Source organism: Actinotalea subterranea (assembly GCF_008364845.1).
GTDB classification, from domain to species: Bacteria; Actinomycetota; Actinomycetes; order Actinomycetales; family Cellulomonadaceae; genus Actinotalea; species Actinotalea subterranea.
In genome coordinates, this window is the sequence record NZ_VTTP01000008.1 from 1 (window position 1) to 16,394 (window position 16,394).

Annotated in this window: 14 protein-coding genes and 2 pseudogenes; 10 read left to right on the top strand and 6 right to left on the bottom strand. The window is 74.0% G+C overall.

What is annotated here, in order from left to right; genetic code table 11:
- Positions 1-366: 366 nt before the first annotated feature.
- Positions 367-504: pseudogene (locus FZ988_RS19015) on the top strand (IS3-like element IS987 family transposase); the annotation flags it as partial.
- Positions 505-514: 10 nt separating this feature from the next.
- Here the strand turns inward: FZ988_RS19015 and FZ988_RS13330 are convergent.
- A pseudogene (locus FZ988_RS13330) lies at positions 515-1,492 on the bottom strand (helix-turn-helix transcriptional regulator); the annotation flags it as partial.
- A 95-nt stretch (positions 1,493-1,587) separates the two neighbouring features.
- On the opposite strand from FZ988_RS13330, the gene FZ988_RS13335 reads away from it, so the two are divergent.
- Together FZ988_RS13335 and FZ988_RS13340 are read left to right on the top strand one after the other, a co-directional pair.
- Positions 1,588-2,619, top strand: a complete 1,032-nt coding sequence (locus FZ988_RS13335) for an ATP-binding cassette domain-containing protein (RefSeq protein WP_149204530.1) — start codon at positions 1,588-1,590, stop codon at positions 2,617-2,619.
- On the top strand, positions 2,616-3,500 hold the full coding sequence (locus tag FZ988_RS13340) for an ABC transporter permease (protein WP_149204531.1): 885 nt from the start codon (positions 2,616-2,618) through the stop codon (positions 3,498-3,500). Before FZ988_RS13335 ends, FZ988_RS13340 begins: the two co-directional genes overlap by 4 nt.
- 94 nt (positions 3,501-3,594) lie before the next feature.
- On the opposite strand, the gene FZ988_RS13345 is transcribed toward FZ988_RS13340, so the two are convergent.
- On the bottom strand, positions 3,595-3,990 hold the full coding sequence (locus FZ988_RS13345) for a universal stress protein (protein ID WP_149204532.1): 396 nt from the start codon (positions 3,988-3,990) through the stop codon (positions 3,595-3,597).
- A gap of 204 nt (positions 3,991-4,194) precedes the next feature.
- On the opposite strand from FZ988_RS13345, the gene clpB reads away from it, so the two are divergent.
- The 3 genes from clpB (at position 4,195) to FZ988_RS13360 (ending at position 10,210) form a co-directional block, all read left to right on the top strand.
- Complete coding sequence (gene clpB / locus FZ988_RS13350) at positions 4,195-6,834, top strand: ATP-dependent chaperone ClpB (protein WP_149204533.1); 2,640 nt, start codon at positions 4,195-4,197, stop codon at positions 6,832-6,834.
- A 47-nt stretch (positions 6,835-6,881) separates the two neighbouring features.
- A complete protein-coding gene (locus FZ988_RS13355; RefSeq protein ID WP_149204534.1) occupies positions 6,882-7,607 on the top strand; it encodes an HAD family hydrolase in 726 nt (241 codons plus the stop codon).
- A gap of 74 nt (positions 7,608-7,681) precedes the next feature.
- Positions 7,682-10,210 carry a glycoside hydrolase family 65 protein gene (locus tag FZ988_RS13360; RefSeq protein WP_149204651.1) on the top strand — a complete coding sequence of 843 codons (2,529 nt, stop codon included), beginning with the start codon at positions 7,682-7,684 and terminating at the stop codon, positions 10,208-10,210.
- A gap of 15 nt (positions 10,211-10,225) precedes the next feature.
- Here FZ988_RS13360 and FZ988_RS13365 read toward each other — a convergent pair whose 3' ends face one another.
- The 3 genes from FZ988_RS13365 to FZ988_RS13375 all read right to left on the bottom strand — a co-directional run bounded on the left by FZ988_RS13365 (position 10,226) and on the right by FZ988_RS13375 (position 12,656).
- Positions 10,226-10,813, bottom strand: a complete 588-nt coding sequence (locus FZ988_RS13365) for a septum formation family protein (RefSeq protein WP_149204535.1) — start codon at positions 10,811-10,813, stop codon at positions 10,226-10,228.
- Positions 10,810-11,790: a DUF4190 domain-containing protein gene (locus tag FZ988_RS13370; protein WP_149204536.1), complete on the bottom strand. Its 981-nt coding sequence runs from the start codon at positions 11,788-11,790 to the stop codon at positions 10,810-10,812. Before FZ988_RS13370 ends, FZ988_RS13365 begins: the two co-directional genes overlap by 4 nt.
- 62 nt (positions 11,791-11,852) lie before the next feature.
- Entirely contained in the window at positions 11,853-12,656 is an 804-nt protein-coding gene (locus FZ988_RS13375) for an exodeoxyribonuclease III (protein WP_149204537.1), read from the bottom strand.
- Between the two features lie 97 nt (positions 12,657-12,753).
- Here FZ988_RS13375 and FZ988_RS13380 point away from each other — a divergent pair, with 97 nt between their 5' ends.
- The 4 genes from FZ988_RS13380 to FZ988_RS13395 are packed head-to-tail and all read left to right on the top strand — an operon-like array spanning position 12,754 to position 15,456.
- Positions 12,754-13,551, top strand: a complete 798-nt coding sequence (locus tag FZ988_RS13380; protein WP_149204538.1) for an SDR family NAD(P)-dependent oxidoreductase — start codon at positions 12,754-12,756, stop codon at positions 13,549-13,551.
- Between the two features lie 48 nt (positions 13,552-13,599).
- Positions 13,600-14,163 carry an orotate phosphoribosyltransferase gene (gene pyrE / locus FZ988_RS13385; RefSeq protein WP_149204652.1) on the top strand — a complete coding sequence of 188 codons (564 nt, stop codon included), beginning with the start codon at positions 13,600-13,602 and terminating at the stop codon, positions 14,161-14,163.
- Positions 14,164-14,177: 14 nt separating this feature from the next.
- Entirely contained in the window at positions 14,178-14,858 is a 681-nt protein-coding gene (locus FZ988_RS13390; protein ID WP_149204539.1) for a hypothetical protein, read from the top strand.
- A gap of 28 nt (positions 14,859-14,886) precedes the next feature.
- Positions 14,887-15,456 carry a LemA family protein gene (locus FZ988_RS13395; RefSeq protein WP_149204540.1) on the top strand — a complete coding sequence of 190 codons (570 nt, stop codon included), beginning with the start codon at positions 14,887-14,889 and terminating at the stop codon, positions 15,454-15,456.
- A 32-nt stretch (positions 15,457-15,488) separates the two neighbouring features.
- Here the strand turns inward: FZ988_RS13395 and FZ988_RS13400 are convergent, their stop codons facing one another.
- On the bottom strand, positions 15,489-16,343 hold the full coding sequence (locus tag FZ988_RS13400) for a YwiC-like family protein (protein ID WP_149204541.1): 855 nt from the start codon (positions 16,341-16,343) through the stop codon (positions 15,489-15,491).
- Between the last annotated feature and the right edge of the window lie 51 nt (positions 16,344-16,394).

Consider the following 16,394-nt stretch of genomic DNA (forward strand, 5'->3'; position numbering starts at 1 on the left):
TCGGGATACTTCCTCGGTGCTGCCATGACCCTCATCCTCCGTGGGTTGAGAGCCTCTACGGAAGTCGGGGCGGTTCACATCGAAACTCGCGGACTTCACATGGCAGAATCGCACTTACCGGATGCCCTTCTTCCAGGCACGCATGGACCCTCGAGAAGTCCTATCGTCCCAGGCCAGAAGGGCATTCGCGTCTCACGACCCACCCTCGGCCGCGACCCGCATCGGCGGATCCAGGCTGAAGGGGCGGGGGAACGACTAGTCCGCCTCAAGCGAGGGGCAGGATGCCCGGGTGTGTTCGAGCACCCGGGCATCCTGCATGCAGGGTCAGAGTCCTCGGCAGGTGTCGTTGCCGGGCCCAGGGCCGGGCGCACCGTCGACCACGTCGAGCTCGCGACCGCCGAGTGGGTCGACTGGTTCAACCACCAGCGCCTCTACGAGTACTGCGGAGACATCCCACCCGCCGCCCTCGAGGCGCGGGGCCACTCGGCTCACACGCGTGCGTGAGTCGACGCGCGAGGTCCTGCGCGGCGTCGCGCAGCTCGGCCGGCCCGACGAGTTCGAGCTCGGCCTCGAACATGCTGAGCCAGGCGACGAGACTGGTCCACGACCACGAGCTCGCGACGACCCTGCAGCGGTCCGGGCCGAGGGGCTCGACGACGGCGCCCGAGCCGGCCCACCGGGCGACGCGCTCGGCGGGTGCGTGGAGCACAGCCTCGCCGGTGCAGGGCAGCGGCATGCTCGCGAAGCGTTCGGCGATGAACGTCGCGACGTCGGGCGCGGGCAGGGGCCGGGGTGTGAAGCGCGGACCGGTCATGGTGCGCGGGTCCATCCGGTCCACCCGGAACGTGCGCCAGTCGGCGCGGTCGAGGTCCCACGCGACGAGGTACCAGCGCCCGCCCCAGGTGACGAGGTGGTGCGGCTCGGCCCGGCGCGGAGGTGCGGGGGAGACCGCGTGCGCGGGGCCGCCGCCCGCTGCGTCGGTGTCCTCCGTGCCCTGGCCGGGCGACGCGTAGTCGAAGCGCACCACCTCGCGGGCGCGGACGGCGGTGCCGAGCAGGAGGAGGCGGTCGGCGTCGACCGTCGTGCGACGTCCGGGACGCCCGACGGCGGTGACGTGAAGCGCGTCGACCCTGGAGCGCAGGCGCGTGGGTATGACCTGGCGCACGGTCGCCAGCGCGCGCAGCGCCGCCTCGTCGACCCCGTCGATGCCGGTCGAGGCGGTCTGGAGTGCGACGGTCACGGCGACGGCCTGCTCGTCGTCGAGCAGCAGGGGTGGCATCTCGGCGCCGGCCTCGAGGCGGTAGCCGCCGTCGGGCCCCTTGGTCGCGCGCACCGGGTAGCCGAGGCCGCGGAGGCGGTCGACGTCGCGCCGGACTGTCCGTGGGCTCACGCCGAGCCGGGACGCCAGGGTCTCACCGGGCCAGTCGCGTCGCGCCTGGAGCAGGGACAGCAGCGTGAGGAGTCGTGCGGGGGGCGAGGGCTGCTCGGTCATGCGTGAAGTATCCGCCCGGGTAGCGGACAGGATCCGGCCTCTTCTCCCGGCATCGTCGGTCCTGACAGATCGGGCGCGACCCCAAGGAGCCACACATGATCCGCACCCAAGGACTCACGAAGGACTTCGTCGTGAGCCGCACCGAGACCGTGCACGCGGTCCGGGGCATCGACCTCGAGGTCGCCCCGGGCGAGCTCGTCGCGGTCCTCGGGCCCAACGGCGCAGGCAAGACGACCACGATGCGCATGCTGACGACGCTCATCCGGCCGACGTCGGGCACCGCCGAGGTCGCCGGCCTCGACGTCGCGCAGGACGCCGCGTCCGTCCGCCGCCGCATCGGCTACGTGGGCCAGGGCAACGGCGCGGGCCACACCCAACGCGTGCGCGACGAGCTCGTCGTCCAGGGCGTCGTCTACGGGCTGGACCGTCGCTCGGCCGCGCGCCGGGCGGGCGAGCTCCTCGACGCGCTGGACCTCGCCGAGCTCGCGCGGCGCAAGGTCGCGGACCTCTCCGGCGGGCAACGTCGGCGGCTCGACGTCGCGCTCGGGCTCGTCCACGCGCCCGGGCTGCTCTTCCTCGACGAGCCGTCCACGGGCCTGGACCCGCACAACCGCGCGAACCTGTGGGAGCACATCATGCGGCTCCGCGCGGAGCACGACATGACGATCATGCTGACCACGCACTACCTCGACGAGGCCGACTCGATGGCCGAGCGCGTCGTCGTCGTGGACCACGGGCAGGTGATCGCCGACGACACCGCGGACGGCCTCAAGCGCGACCTCGCGGGCGACCGCCTCGTCGTGGAGGCCGGCGGGGGCGGTGACAGGTCGGTCGCCGCCGTCGAGCGGCTCGTGCGGATCGTGCACGCCCAGCCCGGTGCGCGGGACGTGTCCGTGGACGGCGTACGGGTCACGGCCCGAGTCGCCGACAGCGCCGGCGCCGTGCCCGAGGTCGTCCGGGCCGCCGCCGCGCAGGGCGTCGCCGTCGTGCGCGCCCAGGGCTACGCGCCGACGCTCGACGACGTCTTCCTCGCCCTCACCGGGCGCAGCCTGCGCGAGAGCGCGGCGACCCAGCACACCGGCACCACCGACCGCGAGGCCGGCCTCGCAGGAGAGGACGCAGCATGAGCGCCAGCACCAGCACCACCCCGGCGTCGACCCGTCGCGGCTCGACGGGACCCGGCACGCCCGCCCCGGCCGGCGCCGGCACGACGACGCGTGCGGGCACCTCGGCCGGCGCGGTGGCCGGCCGCGGCTGGCTCGCGGACACGGTCACCGTGATGGCGCGCGAGCTGCGGCCGGTCGTACGGGAGCCCTTCTCCGTCGTCTTCGGCCTCGTCCAGCCGATCGTGTTCCTCGCGCTGTTCGGGCCGCTGCTCGCCGGGTCGCTCGGCGGGCAGCTCGGCACGGGCGTGTGGCAGTGGTTCGTGCCGTCGATCCTCGTGATGATCACGCTGTTCGGCACGTCGACGACCGGCTCGAACCTGCAGATGGAGATGCAGACGGGTGCGCACGAGCGACTGCTCGTCACCCCGCTGTCGCGGTCCGCGCAGCTCGTCGGCCGGTCGCTCAAGGAGATGGTGCCGATCGTCGTGCAGGCCGTCGTCGTCATCGCGGTCATGCTGCCGTTCGGGTTCGACCTCCACGGCGTCGGCACGGTCATCGGCCTCGCACTCCTCGCGGTGCTCGGCGTGGGGCTCGGCTCGCTCAGCTACGCGCTGGCGATCGCGGTGCGCCGTCAGGAGTGGATGTTCTGGGTGGTCCAGCAGACGTTCCTGTTCCCGGCGATGATCCTGTCCGGGATGCTGCTCCCGCTCGACGAGGGGCCGCGCTGGATGCAGGTCGCCGCGCTCGCCAACCCGCTGCACTACGTGGTCGATGCCGAGCGCGCGCTGTTCGCGGGTGAGGTCGCGTCGGCGACGGTGCTGTGGGGCTGGGTCGCGGCTGTCGTGACCGCGCTGCTGGGGCTCGCGGTGGGCATCCGGACGATCGTGCGCAGCACGGACTGACGCCACGGGTGCCGCCGACGGGCGGGCCGGTCCCGGAGGGGGTCGACCCGCCCGTCGGCGTGCAGCGGACGCGGGCGCCGTCAGGCCGAACGGGTCAGTGCGGCGCCTTGACGGCGACGACCGGGCAGGGCGCCTCGAGGATGATCTGCTGGGAGTTGCTGCCGAGCAGGAGCTTGCCGACGGGGCTGCGGTGCCGCAGCCCGATGACCACGAAGTCGGCGAGGGTCTCGGTGGCGAGGTCGATGATTTCGTCGGCGGCGTCCTTGCCGCGGACGAGCTGGCGCAGGGTGTACGGCACGCCGCTCGCGTCGAGGGTGGCGCGCACGGCGGCGAGCTCGGTGTCGGTGGCGAACGTCGTCTCGGGCGGGTCGCTCGTGGCCGAGACGTTGACGACGAGGAGGTCGTGCTCGTGCACCTTGGCCTCGGCGATCGCGTGCCGCAGCGCGGCCTCGCCCTCGGGGGTGGGGGTGTAGCCGACGATGATCGACAAGGCCGCGCTCCTCTCGTCCGTGCTGGGGCCCGGACGAGGTCCCGGACCCTCCGGCGCGATCATCGCAGCACGCGCACGCCGAGGATAGGGGTCAGCGAGCGGCTCGCTGCACCCGGGCTCGCCCGCAAGACTTGAGTGGAATAGGCTCAAGTCTGCAGAGGTTGCTCTGATCGGACGATCGGACCGCCACGGAGGCACACCCAGATGGACCAGAAGTTCACGACCAAGTCGCAGGAAGCGCTCGCCGAGGCGATCCAGAGCGCCTCGGGTGCGGGCAACCCGCAGATCGAGCCCGTCCACGTCCTCGAGGCCCTGCTCGGCCAGTCCGGGGGCGTCGCGAACGGGCTGCTCGACGCCGTCGGCGTCGACCGCGCGGCCCTCGTGCGCCGGGCCGAGACCGCGCGCGCGACCCTGCCCGCGGCGTCGGGCGGGACCGTGAGCCAGCCGACGCTCTCGCGGGCCATGAGCGCCGTGCTCACCGCCGCCAAGGCCGAGGCGGACGCGCTCGGCGACGAGTACGTCTCCGCCGAGCACCTGCTCATGGGCATCGCGGCCGGCTCCTCACCCGCCGCCGAGGCGCTCAAGGCCGTCGGCGCGACTCGTGACGCGCTGGCCGCCGCGCTGCCCGGCGTCCGGGGCTCGGCACGGGTCACGACACCCGACCCCGAGGGCACGTACAAGGCGCTCGAGCAGTACGGCGTCGACCTCACGGCCGCCGCGCGCGAGGGCCGCCTCGACCCGGTCATCGGCCGCGACAGCGAGATCCGTCGCGTCGTCCAGGTGCTCTCGCGACGCACCAAGAACAACCCTGTGCTCATCGGGGAGCCCGGCGTGGGCAAGACCGCCGTCGTCGAGGGCCTCGCGCAGCGCATCGTCGCGGGCGACGTCCCCGAGTCCCTGCGCGGCAAGCGCCTCATCGCGCTCGACCTCGCGTCGATGGTCGCCGGCGCCAAGTACCGCGGCGAGTTCGAGGAGCGGCTCAAGGCCGTGCTCGAGGAGATCAAGGGGTCCGACGGGGAGGTCGTCACGTTCATCGACGAGCTGCACACCGTCGTCGGCGCGGGCGCGGCTGAGGGGTCGATGGACGCCGGCAACATGCTCAAGCCGATGCTCGCGCGCGGCGAGCTCCGCATGGTCGGCGCGACCACGCTCGACGAGTTCCGTGAGCGCATCGAGAAGGACCCCGCGCTCGAGCGCCGCTTCCAGCAGGTGTTCGTCGGTGAGCCGAGCGTCGACGACACCGTCGCGATCCTGCGCGGCCTCAAGGAGCGCTACGAGGCGCACCACAAGGTCGGCATCTCCGACGCCGCGCTCGTCGCCGCCGCGACCCTGTCCGACAGGTACATCAGCGGCCGCCAGCTCCCCGACAAGGCGATCGACCTGGTCGACGAGGCCGCGTCCCGGCTGCGCATGGAGCTCGACTCGTCGCCCGTCGAGGTCGACGAGCTCCGCCGCACCGTCGACCGGCTGACGATGGAGGAGTCCTACCTCTCCGACGCCGACGACGACGCCTCGCGCGACCGGCTCGAGCGGCTGCGCGCCGAGCTCGCGGACCGTCGCGAGGAGCTCGCGGCGCTCACCGCCCGGTGGGAGCGCGAGAAGGCCGGCCAGAACCGTGTCGGTGACCTGCGCGTGCGGCTCGACGAGCTGAAGATCCAGGCCGAGCGGCTGCAGCGCGAGGGCGACCTCGACGCGGCCTCCCGCCTCCTGTACGGCGAGATCCCGGCCGTTCAGAAGGAGATCGCCGCCGCCGAGGCGGCCGAGGCGGGACGCGGCGACGCCGCGCAGGTGCCCGGCGAGGCGCCGATGATCGCGGAGAAGGTCGGCACCGACGAGATCGCCGAGGCCGTCTCCGCCTGGACCGGCATCCCCACGGGCCGCCTGCTCGAGGGCGAGACGGCCAAGCTGCTGCGCATGGAGGACGTCCTCGGGCGCCGGCTCATCGGCCAGCGCCGCGCGGTCGCGACCGTCTCGGACGCCGTACGTCGCTCCCGCGCGGGCATCGCCGACCCGGACCGGCCGACGGGCTCGTTCCTCTTCCTCGGGCCCACGGGTGTCGGCAAGACCGAGCTCGCCCGCTCGCTCGCCGACTTCCTCTTCGACGACGAGCGCGCGATGGTCCGCATCGACATGTCGGAGTACGGGGAGAAGCACTCCGTCGCGCGCCTCGTCGGCGCCCCGCCCGGGTACGTCGGCTACGAGGAGGGCGGGCAGCTCACGGAGGCGGTGCGCCGCCGGCCCTACTCCGTGGTGCTGCTCGACGAGGTCGAGAAGGCGCACCCCGAGGTGTTCGACATCCTGCTCCAGGTGCTCGACGACGGCCGCCTGACCGACGGGCAGGGGCGCACGGTCGACTTCCGCAACGTCATCCTCGTGCTCACCTCGAACCTCGGCTCGCAGTTCCTCGTGGACCCGATGCTCGACGACGTCTCGAAGCGGGAGTCCGTGATGACCGCGGTCCGTGCCGCCTTCAAGCCCGAGTTCCTCAACCGGCTCGACGACGTGGTGGTGTTCGACGCGCTCACGCTCGAGGAGCTCAGCCGCATCGTCGACCTCCAGATCGAGCGGCTCGGCCGACGCCTCGTGGAGCGGCGCCTGACGCTCGACGTGAGCCCCGCCGCGAAGGAGTGGCTCGCGATCGAGGGCTTCGACCCCGCCTACGGCGCGCGGCCGCTGCGGCGCCTCGTGCAGCGCGAGATCGGCGACCGGCTCGCGCGGATGCTGCTCGCCGGCGAGGTCCCCGACGGCTCGACGGTGGTCGTCGACCGCCCCGACGCCACCGCGGACGCCAGCCAGGCGCCGGTCGCCGAGGAGGGGTCGAGGCTCGTGCTGCGCGTCGCCTGAGCACCGGTCGCCCTGCCGCGACGCGCGCGCGGGCGTAGCGTCGGGCCATGCGTTGGCAGCAGGCGGAGGCGGTCCTGTTCGACCTCGACGGCGTGCTGACGCCCACGGCCGCGCTCCACCGGCGCGCGTGGGCCCAGGTGCTCGGCGCGTGGTTCACGGCCCACGGCGTGCGGCCCGGGTACACCGAGGACGACTACTTCGAGCACGTCGACGGGCGTCCGCGCCTCGACGGGATCCGCGCGGTCCTCGCGTCGCGCGGCGTGACCCTGCCCGACGGCGAGCCGGGCGACCCGCCCGACGCGGCGGGGGCGGCGACCGTGACGTCGCTCGGCAACGCGAAGAACGCGGCCTTCGGCGCGCTCCTGGCCGAGGGCGTCGCGCCGTACCCCGGTGCGACGGACGTGCTCGACGACCTCGCCCGCCGCGGCGTCCCGACGGCGGTGGTCTCCGCGTCCCGCAACACCACCGCGGTGCTGGCAGCGGCGGGCCTCACGGAGCGCTTCGGCGTCGTCGTCGACGGGGTGCGCGCAGCGGCCGAGGGCCTGCCCGGCAAGCCCTCCCCGCGGACGTTCCTGCGCGCCGCCGAGCTGCTCGGGGTCCCGCCGGACCGGGCGGCCGTCGTGGAGGACGCGGTGTCCGGTGCGGCCGCAGGACGCGCGGGCGGGTTCGGCCTCGTCGTCGGCGTGGACCGGGGCGCGGGCGAGGACGCGCTGCGCGAGGCGGGTGCCGACGTCGTCGTGCACGGCCTGACCGAGCTGGTGGCCGCACCGTGAGGGTCCCCGGCCCCTCCCTGCCCGCACCCGACGGGCCGACGCGCTGGGGCACGCCACGGTCGCCCGGCGGTTCGATCCCGGGCGGGGCGGGCGGCGACGAGCCGCTCGACCGGCTGCGCTTCCCCGTCGACCCGTGGCGGCTCACCGAGCGCTTCCTCGACACGTCCGACCTCGGGCGTACGGAGACGCTCTTCGCGGTCGGCAACGGCTACCTCGGCATGCGCGCGAACCCCGAGGAGGGGCGCGACAGCGAGCGCCACGGCACGTTCATCAACGGCTTCCACGAGACGTGGCCGATCCGCCACGCGGAGTCGGCGTACGGGCTAGCGCAGGTGGGCCAGACCATCGTCGACGTCCCCGACCCCAAGGTCATCCGCCTCTACGTCGACGACGAGCCCCTGCTGCTCTCCGTCGCCGACCTCATCACCTACGAGCGCACGCTCGACCTCGCCGACGGCGTGCTGCGCCGGGACGTCCTGTGGCGGACGCCGGGCGGTCACCGGGTGCGCATCCGCTCGCAGCGCATGGTCTCCTTCACGCAGCGCCACCTCGCGCTCATGACGTTCGAGGTCACGGTGCTCGACGCGTCCGTGCCCGTGGGCATCTCCTCGCAGCTGATCAACCGCCAGGAGGGCGTCGACGAGTACCGGAGCGCCGCGGTCGCAGCCGGGGCGTCCGAGGGCGTCGCGGTCGCGGAGGGTGAGGGGGCGCCCGCACCGGACCCGCGCCGAGCTCAGCCGCTGCACGAGCGCGTCCTGCTGCCCGAGGTGCACGGCTCCGAGGGCGCGCGCGCCGTCCTGGCGTACCGGAGTGCGTCGTCGGGCATGAGCCTCGCGGTCGCCGTCGAGCACGCCATCGAGACGGAGAACGAGTACGAGGAGCAGGTCACCGTCGGGCCCGACGCCGCCAAGCACGTGTTCCGCGTGCAGGCCCGGGCGGGCCGGCCGATCACGATCACCAAGGTCGTCAGCTACCACACGTCACGCAGCGTGCCCCCGCGCGAGCTCGTCGACCGCTGCCACCGCACCCTCGACCGGGCCTGCGCCGAGGGCGTCGAGCACCAGCTCGCCGACCAGCGCGCGTGGCTCGACGACTACTGGGCGCGGTCCGACGTCGAGGTCGAGGGCCGCCCGGAGCTCCAGCAGGCGATCCGCTGGAACCTCTTCCAGGTCGCCCAGGCGGCGGCACGCGCCGAGGGGAACGGCATCCCGGCCAAGGGCGTGACGGGCAGCGGCTACGGCGGCCACTACTTCTGGGACACCGAGATCTACGTCGTGCCCTACCTGGTGCACACCTCGCCGATGATGGCCCGCAACGCCCTGCGCTTCCGGTACACGATGCTCCCCGCGGCCGAGCGGCGGGCGCGCGACCTCACGGAGGACGGCGCGCTCTTCCCGTGGCGCACCATCAACGGTGAGGAGGCCTCGGCCTACTACGCGGCCGGGACCGCGCAGTACCACATCGACGCGGACATCGCGTATGCGCTGAGCGCGTACGTCGAGGCCACGGGCGACGAGGAGTTCCTCGCGCGCGAGGGCATCGACGTGCTCGTCCAGACGGCCCGGCTGTGGGCTGACCTGGGCTTCTGGCGCGGCAACGGCGAGCGCACGTTCCACATCTACGGGGTGACGGGGCCGGACGAGTACACGACCGTCGTGAACGACAACCTCTACACGAACGTCATGGCGCGCTTCAACCTGCGTCGCGCCGTGCAGGCCGTGCGCGACCTCGAGCGGTCCTGGCCGGGCGAGCACGCGCGCATGGTCGCCCGGCTGCACCTGCGCCCGGAGGAGCTCGACGCCTGGACCCGTGCCGCCGACGCCATGGCGATCCCCTACGACGAGGGCCTGGGCATCAACCCGCAGGACGCCCAGTTCCTCGAGCGTGAGGTGTGGGACCTCGCGAGCACGCCTGCCGACCGCCGGCCCCTGCTGCTCTACTACCACCCGCTCGTGATCTACCGCTTCCAGGTGCTCAAGCAGCCCGACGTGGTGCTCGCGATGTTCCTGCGCGGCGAGGACTTCACGCCCGAGCGCAAGCGCGCCAACTTCGAGTACTACGACCCGATCACCACGGGCGACTCGACGCTCTCCGCGGTGGTTCAGGCGATCATGGCCGCGGAGGTCGGGTACCACGCCCTCGCCCTGCGGTACTTCGAGGACGCCCTGTACGTGGACCTCGCGGACCTGCACCGCAACACGGCCGACGGCGTGCACGTGGCCTCGGCGGCGGGCGTGTGGGGCGCGCTCGTCCAGGGGTTCGGCGGGATGCGCCAGCGGCACGGGACCGTGCACCTGGACCCGCGGCTGCCCGAGGGCTGGCAGGCCCTGACGTTCCGCCTCACGATCCGGCGCAGCCGCGTGCGGGTCACGGTCCGGCAGGACGCCGTCGACCTCGCGGTGGAGACGGATGGCGCGGTCGTGGTCGCGGTGCGGGGCGTGGAGGTCCGGGTGGAGCCCGGGGTCACGACGACGGTCCCGCTCGACGGGCACGGCCCGCGCATCGCCGGCGAGCCCGACCCGGAGGCGCTGACGGGGACGGTCCGTGCCGACGGGACCGTGATCAGGTCGTCGGTGCCCCGCAGGCCCCCGCGACGGCGCTGACGCGCGGGGCGCCCGTCAGGGCGTCGTGACGTCGTCGCCTGCGGTGAAGGAGCCGCGGACGCCGCCGCCGTCGAGCCACGCCAGGCACAGGCCCTCGCGGTCGCCCCGCGCCCAGCCCGCCTCGGACGGCGCCCAGACGACGGGTACGAACCCGGCGTCGGTCTGCGAGGTGTCCATCTCGCACGAGGCCGCGACCTTGGCGTCGACGACGTCCTGCCCGGGCCACGCGTCGTCGGTGAGCTTGCGGACGCCGAGCACCTCGGCCGCGTGGGCGTCGTCGCACGGCACGACGTCGACCGTGTCGACCGTGCCGTCGTCGGGCAGCTCCGCGACGCAGTGCCCGACGCCGAGGCGCTGCGCGCCGACCGTCATGGCGCGGTCCACGTCGCCGAGCGGACGCGTGCCGAGCCAGGCGCGCAGCCCCACGACGCCGCCGGCGAGGACCGCGACGACCAGCACACCGGCGACCGACGCCAGCACGACGCGACGACGACGGCGGTCGCGCGGCGGTGGCGGGCCCTCGGGCACCGGCTGCTGCCAGCCCGGCGCGTAGTAAGGCTGCTGCGGGTAGTAGCCCTCCGGCGGAGGGGGAGGTGTGCTCATGAACCGGACCCCGAGTCGACGATCAAGCCGATGATGAACAGGACGAGGATCACCGTCGCCACCACGCCGATCGCGATCCCCGCGATGGCGAGGCCCTGCCCGCGCGTGCCCCGGCGGGCCGTCAGGCGGATGCCGGCGATGCCGAGGCCGACGGCGACCGGCCCGAGGAAGAAGAGGCAGAGGAGGCTGACGATGCTCGTGACGAAGGCGGCCACGGCCATGGGCTCGTTCGCGGGCGGCGGCGGTGCGCCCCAGCCCGGCACGGTGCCGTAGCCGGGCCCCCCGCCGTAGCCGGGCACGCTGCCGTTGCCGGGTCCCCCGCCGTAGCCGGGTGGCCCGGCGTACGGGCCGACGGGTGGGTACGTCGTCGGGCCGACGGGTGGGTACGCGGTCGGACCGACCGATGCCTGCGCGGACGGGTGGGCAGGCGGGTAGGCGGGCGTCGTGCCGGGCGGGTAGGCCGGCGAGGGCGGCGGGTATGCCCCCGTCGCAGGACCGTGCGGCGGCCCGGGCTGACCCGGAGGCGGGAAGGGTGGGCCGGGGCGGCCGACGGGCGCGAAGCCCGGGCCGGGGATCCCTCGGGGCGGGGCACCGCCGGGGACGCCGGGGCCTGTGAAGCCGGGCGGTGGGCCGGCGGGACCGCCGGGGCCTGTGAAGCCGGGGGGCGGGCCGGCGGGACCGTTGGGGCCGGGGAAGCCGGGCGGCGGTGCGCCGTGCCCGGGCGGACCGGGGAACGCCCGGTGGGGGTGTGGCGCGTCGTCGGGCTCCGGCGGGTAGCCCTGGGCGGGGTACGTGTCCGCGAGATAACCGGCGAGGCGGGTCGAGACGGACCTCGGGGCGTCGGTGACGAGATCGGTGCGGGCGGCCCGGCTGTCGAGGGGCTCCGTCTGAGGGACCTCAGCCTGATCGTGGCCGCCCGGCTCGTCGGCCGCCGTGCCCTGCGGAGTCTCGGGCCCCGGGACCGACGGCGTGCTCATGGCGCACAACCTAGCGCCCGAGCGCGTCGTGGGGCCGCCCGTCCACCGCCGGCGCGTGCGTCTCAGTCGGCGAGGTCCAGGACCACCGGGACGTGGTCGGAGGCGCCCTTGCCCTTGCGCTCCTCGCGGTCGATCGTCACGCCGGTGACGCGTGAGGTCAGCGCGGGCGACGTGTACGCGAAGTCGATGCGCAGGCCGCGGTTCTTGGGGAACGCGAGCTGCTGGTAGTCCCAGTACGTGTAGCGGCCCTCGTCGGGGATGTGCACGCGGGAGACCTCGGTGTAGCCGGCGTCGCCGAAGGCGAAGAACGCGGATCGCTCCACGGGCGTCACGTGTGTGTGCCCCTCGAACGCCGTCACGTCCCACACGTCCGTGTCCAGCGGGATGACGTTCCAGTCGCCGACGAGCGCGACCTGGGCCTGCAGGTCGCCCGTCGCCGGGTCGATCCAGCCCGCGGCGGCCCGGCGCAGACGCTCGAGCCACTCGAGCTTGTACGTGTAGTGGGGATCCTCGGGCGAGCGGCCGTGGGGCACGTACAGGCTCCACACCCGCACGCCGCCGCACGTGGCGCCCAGGGCGCGGGCCTCGACGACAGGGGTCTCGGCGCCGAAGGTCGGCTGGTCCGGGAACCCGACCTCGACGTCCGCGAGGCCGACGCGCGAGACGATCGCGACCCCGTTCCACTGGCTCAGGCCCACGTGGGCGACCTCGTACCCCGCCGCCTCGAACACCGAGTACGGGAACTGCGCGTCGGAGCACTTGGTCTCCTGGAGAGCGAGCACGTCGGTGCCGCTCCGCTCGAGCCACGCCACCGCACGGTCCGCCCGGGCCCGCACGGAGTTGATGTTCCATGTCGCGATGCGCATGCGTCGCACGGTATCGGCAGCCACCGACGCGCGCGGCCCGCCACCGACGCGCGGTCACCTGCGCCCCCGGCCAGGGCCCGGCACGTAGGCTGACCGCATGGCTACGGCACTCATCACCGGCGCGAGCGCCGGGCTCGGCCTCGAGTTCGCGTGGCAGCTCGCGACCGCCAGGCACGACGTCGTGCTCGTCGCGCGCAACGGCGAACGCCTCGAACGCCTCGCGTCGCAGCTCGGTGCCGCCGCCGGCGTCCGGGCCGAGGTGCTCGTCGCGGACCTGGCCGACCGCGCGCAGGTCGATCTCGTCGCGCAGCGCCTCGCCGACCCTGAGCGCCCCGTCGGCCTCCTGGTCAACAACGCGGGCTTCGGCCTCGGTGAGCCGTTCGTGGGTGGCGACCTCGCGTCGCACGAGCGCGCGCTCGACGTCATGGTCCGCGCGGTCATGGTCCTCTCGCACGCCGCCGTCGGGCCGATGGTCGAGCGCGGCCGCGGGGCCGTCCTCAACGTCTCCTCGATCGCGGCGCTCGCCGCGGTGGGCACCTACTCGGCGCACAAGGCCTGGGTCCGCACCTTCACCGAGGGGCTCGCCGTCGAGCTCCGGGGTACGGGCGTGACCGCCACGGCGCTGTGCCCGGGCCTCGTCCACACCGAGTTCCACGAGCGCGCCGGCCTCGAGCACGGGGCGTACCCGGAGATCGCTTGGCTCAACGCCGAGGCCGTCGTGACCGCGGCGCTCGCGGACGTGCGTCGTGGGGCGGTCATCTCCACCCCGAGCCTGCGCTACGGGCTCGCGGCCGAGGTCGCGCGCCTGCTCCCGCGTGCCGCGATCCGTGCGCTCTCGGGTGACCGCCGCGTGCGTACCGCGACGTCCGAGCCGGCCGACGGCCCGGTGTCCTGACTCGCCAGTAGCCTGGGCGCCGTGACCTTCGACGACGCCCGCACCGTGATGTCCCCGACCCCGCGTGAGCAGCTCCGCGACCTCATCGCCGAGCTCGCCGTGGTCCACGGGACCGTGACCCTCGCCTCGGGCAAGCAGGCCGAGTACTACGTCGACCTGCGCCGCATCACGCTGCACCACCGTGCCGCGCCGCTCGTCGGGCACGTGCTGCTCGACCTCCTCGAGGAGGTCGGCCTCGGCGCGGGCGAGATCGACGCCGTCGGCGGCCTCACGCTCGGGGCTGACCCCGTGGCCGCGGCGCTGCTCCACGCGGCCGCGTCGCGCGGGCAGGACCTCGACGCGTTCGTCGTGCGCAAGGAGGGCAAGGCGCACGGCATGCAGCGACGCATCGAGGGCCCGGACGTCGCGGGGCGGCGCGTCGTCGCCGTCGAGGACACGTCCACCACGGGCGGTTCCGTCCTCACGGCGGTCGAGGCGCTGCGCGAGGCGGGCGCGGATGTCGTGGGAGTCGCGGTGATCGTCGACCGCGGCACGGGTGCCCGCGAGCGCATCGAGGCCGAGGGGCTGAGCTACCACTACCTGTACGGCCTGGCCGACCTCGGCCTGGCCTGAGCGGCGCGGCGGCCATGGGCGACTCGCTGCCGTTCCTCCTCTTCGCCCTCCTCGTCCCGGTCGCGCTCGTCGGCTCGTTCCTCTACCAGCGGCACCGCGAGAAGCTGCTGCGCGAGTGGGCGGCGCGCGTCGGGTGGACGTACGTCGGCACCGACCGCTCGCTCGTCTCGCGCTGGCAGGGCCAGCCGTTCGGCATCGGCAGCTCCCGCAACGCGACCGAGGTCGTGACCGGCCCGTTCGCCGGCCGGCAGGCGATGTCGTTCGCCTACCGCTACACGACCGGCTCCGGCAAGAACCGCTCGACCCACACCTTCCACGTCGTGGCCCTCGCGCTGCCCACGTACCTGCCGATGGTCGAGCTCACGCCCGACGGCCTCGGCGCCAAGCTCGCCAAGACGTTCGGCGGCCAGGACATCGACTTCGAGTCCGAGGCCTTCAACGACGCGTGGCGCGTGCGCGCCCACGACCCCAAGATCGCCCACGACATCGTGCACCCGCGGCTCATGGAACGGCTGCTCCAGCCCGACGCGCGGGGCATGGCGATCCGCGTGCACGGCACCGACGTCCTCTGCTGGCACCCGGGGACGCCGGACATGGACCGTGTCGCGTCGCGCCTCCAGGTGCTCACCGCGCTCGTCGAGTCGGTGCCCCGTTTCGTGTGGCTCGACCACGGCTACGATCCGGCCAGGACCTGATCCGGTCCGCAACCAGGGAGGCATCCGCATGGAGCCCGTGTCCGTCGTCCTCATCGTGATCGCCGTGCTGGTGGTCGTCGTCCTGCTCTGGGCGGTCGCGACCTACAACGGGTTCGTGCGGCTGCGGAACCTCGTGCAGGAGTCGTGGCGGCAGATCGACGTCGAGCTGCACCGCCGGCACGACCTGATCCCGAACCTCGTCGAGACCGTCAAGGGCTACGCGGCGCACGAGCGCGGCGTGTTCGACGAGGTCACGACGGCGCGCGCCGCCGCGGCCAACCCGGCCTCCGGTCCCGCCGCGCAGGCCGCGAACGAGAACCAGCTCACGGCCGCCCTGGGCCGGCTGTTCGCCGTCGCCGAGGCGTACCCGCAGCTGCGCGCGAGCGAGAACTTCAGCCAGCTCCAGACCGAGCTGACGACGACCGAGGACCGCATCGCGGCCGGGCGCCGCTTCTACAACGCGAACGTGCGCGAGCTCAACACCAAGGTCGAGAGCTTCCCCGCGAACGTCGTCGCGAACATGTTCGGCTTCACGCGCGCCGAGTACTTCGAGGCCGACGACCCGGCCGTGCGCGCGGTGCCCCAGGTCGGCTTCTGACGGCATAGCCCGCCCTCGACGCGGCGCCTGCCTCAGCCGAGCAGGAGCACCAGGGCGAGGAGCGTCGTCGCGACGATCTCGCCGATCCCGACGGCCTTGGGCGACGCCGTCGGCCACCGTCGCGGCACGACGGCGGCGCGCACCGTGAGCCCGGCGAACAGCGCCGCGAGCAGCCACGGCGTCGGCCCGTCGAGCAGCGCGACGGCGTCGCCCGACCCCCACCGGTCGAAGGCGTCGTCGGGCAGGACCGCGACGGTCGCGAGGAGCGCGGTGACCGCTGCGTGGTACGCCACCGACCCGCGGTACATCGCACGGTTGCCGCGCTCACGGATCATCGTCTTGACGTAGGGGACCGTCCCGGCGAAGTACGCGAAGAGCAGCGCGGCGAGGAGCCACGCGCTGCCGTCCGCGCCGCCGGGCAGCCACCCCGCGTGCGGCGCCGACTCCAGGGTCGTGACCGGTGCGTGCACCACGACGGCCATGAGGCAGGCGGCGGCGACGGTCACGAGGTCGTTGGTCATCGACCGGTCGTCCCGCCGCGCGGAGAAGCCGAGGCTCACGAGCAGGAGCGGGCCGTACACGAGGCCCCAGCGCAGCACTGCGGGCTCGAGCGCGAGGGTCGCGAGCCCGAGGACGGCGGTCGCGATCGCGTACGCGCGCACCGGCGGCAGGTACTTGGGCTTGCGGCGCGCGCGGAGCCAGAGCCCGGTCGCGAAGAACGCGAGGTACGCCACGAGCCAGGTGACGAGCAGCAGCAGGTGCCACCAGCGTGGCCCGGCGGCAACGGCACCCACCACGACGGGAGCGACGAGCATCGCCCACGCGCCGTGCTGGTTGGGCACCCACCCGGGCGAGCGTCGCGGTCGTCGGGACGCGTCGGGAGCCATGGCGGCACGCTAGGCAACGGCCCCACAGGCGCCCGGGACGAAGGTCCCGTC

What these genes read in the sequence shown, in the direction of transcription:
- FZ988_RS13335 (WP_149204530.1), top strand. Translation starts at nt 1,588, where the DNA reads ATGATCCGCACCCAAGGACTCACGAAGGACTTCGTCGTGAGCCGCACC.
- FZ988_RS13340 (WP_149204531.1), top strand. Translation starts at nt 2,616, where the DNA reads ATGAGCGCCAGCACCAGCACCACCCCGGCGTCGACCCGTCGCGGCTCG.
- clpB (WP_149204533.1), top strand. Translation starts at nt 4,195, where the DNA reads ATGGACCAGAAGTTCACGACCAAGTCGCAGGAAGCGCTCGCCGAGGCG.
- FZ988_RS13355 (WP_149204534.1), top strand. Translation starts at nt 6,882, where the DNA reads ATGCGTTGGCAGCAGGCGGAGGCGGTCCTGTTCGACCTCGACGGCGTG.
- FZ988_RS13365 (WP_149204535.1), bottom strand. Translation starts at nt 10,813, where the DNA reads ATGAGCACACCTCCCCCTCCGCCGGAGGGCTACTACCCGCAGCAGCCT.
- FZ988_RS13370 (WP_149204536.1), bottom strand. Translation starts at nt 11,790, where the DNA reads ATGAGCACGCCGTCGGTCCCGGGGCCCGAGACTCCGCAGGGCACGGCG.
- FZ988_RS13375 (WP_149204537.1), bottom strand. Translation starts at nt 12,656, where the DNA reads ATGCGCATCGCGACATGGAACATCAACTCCGTGCGGGCCCGGGCGGAC.
- FZ988_RS13380 (WP_149204538.1), top strand. Translation starts at nt 12,754, where the DNA reads ATGGCTACGGCACTCATCACCGGCGCGAGCGCCGGGCTCGGCCTCGAG.
- pyrE (WP_149204652.1), top strand. Translation starts at nt 13,600, where the DNA reads ATGTCCCCGACCCCGCGTGAGCAGCTCCGCGACCTCATCGCCGAGCTC.
- FZ988_RS13390 (WP_149204539.1), top strand. Translation starts at nt 14,178, where the DNA reads ATGGGCGACTCGCTGCCGTTCCTCCTCTTCGCCCTCCTCGTCCCGGTC.
- FZ988_RS13395 (WP_149204540.1), top strand. Translation starts at nt 14,887, where the DNA reads ATGGAGCCCGTGTCCGTCGTCCTCATCGTGATCGCCGTGCTGGTGGTC.
- FZ988_RS13400 (WP_149204541.1), bottom strand. Translation starts at nt 16,343, where the DNA reads ATGGCTCCCGACGCGTCCCGACGACCGCGACGCTCGCCCGGGTGGGTG.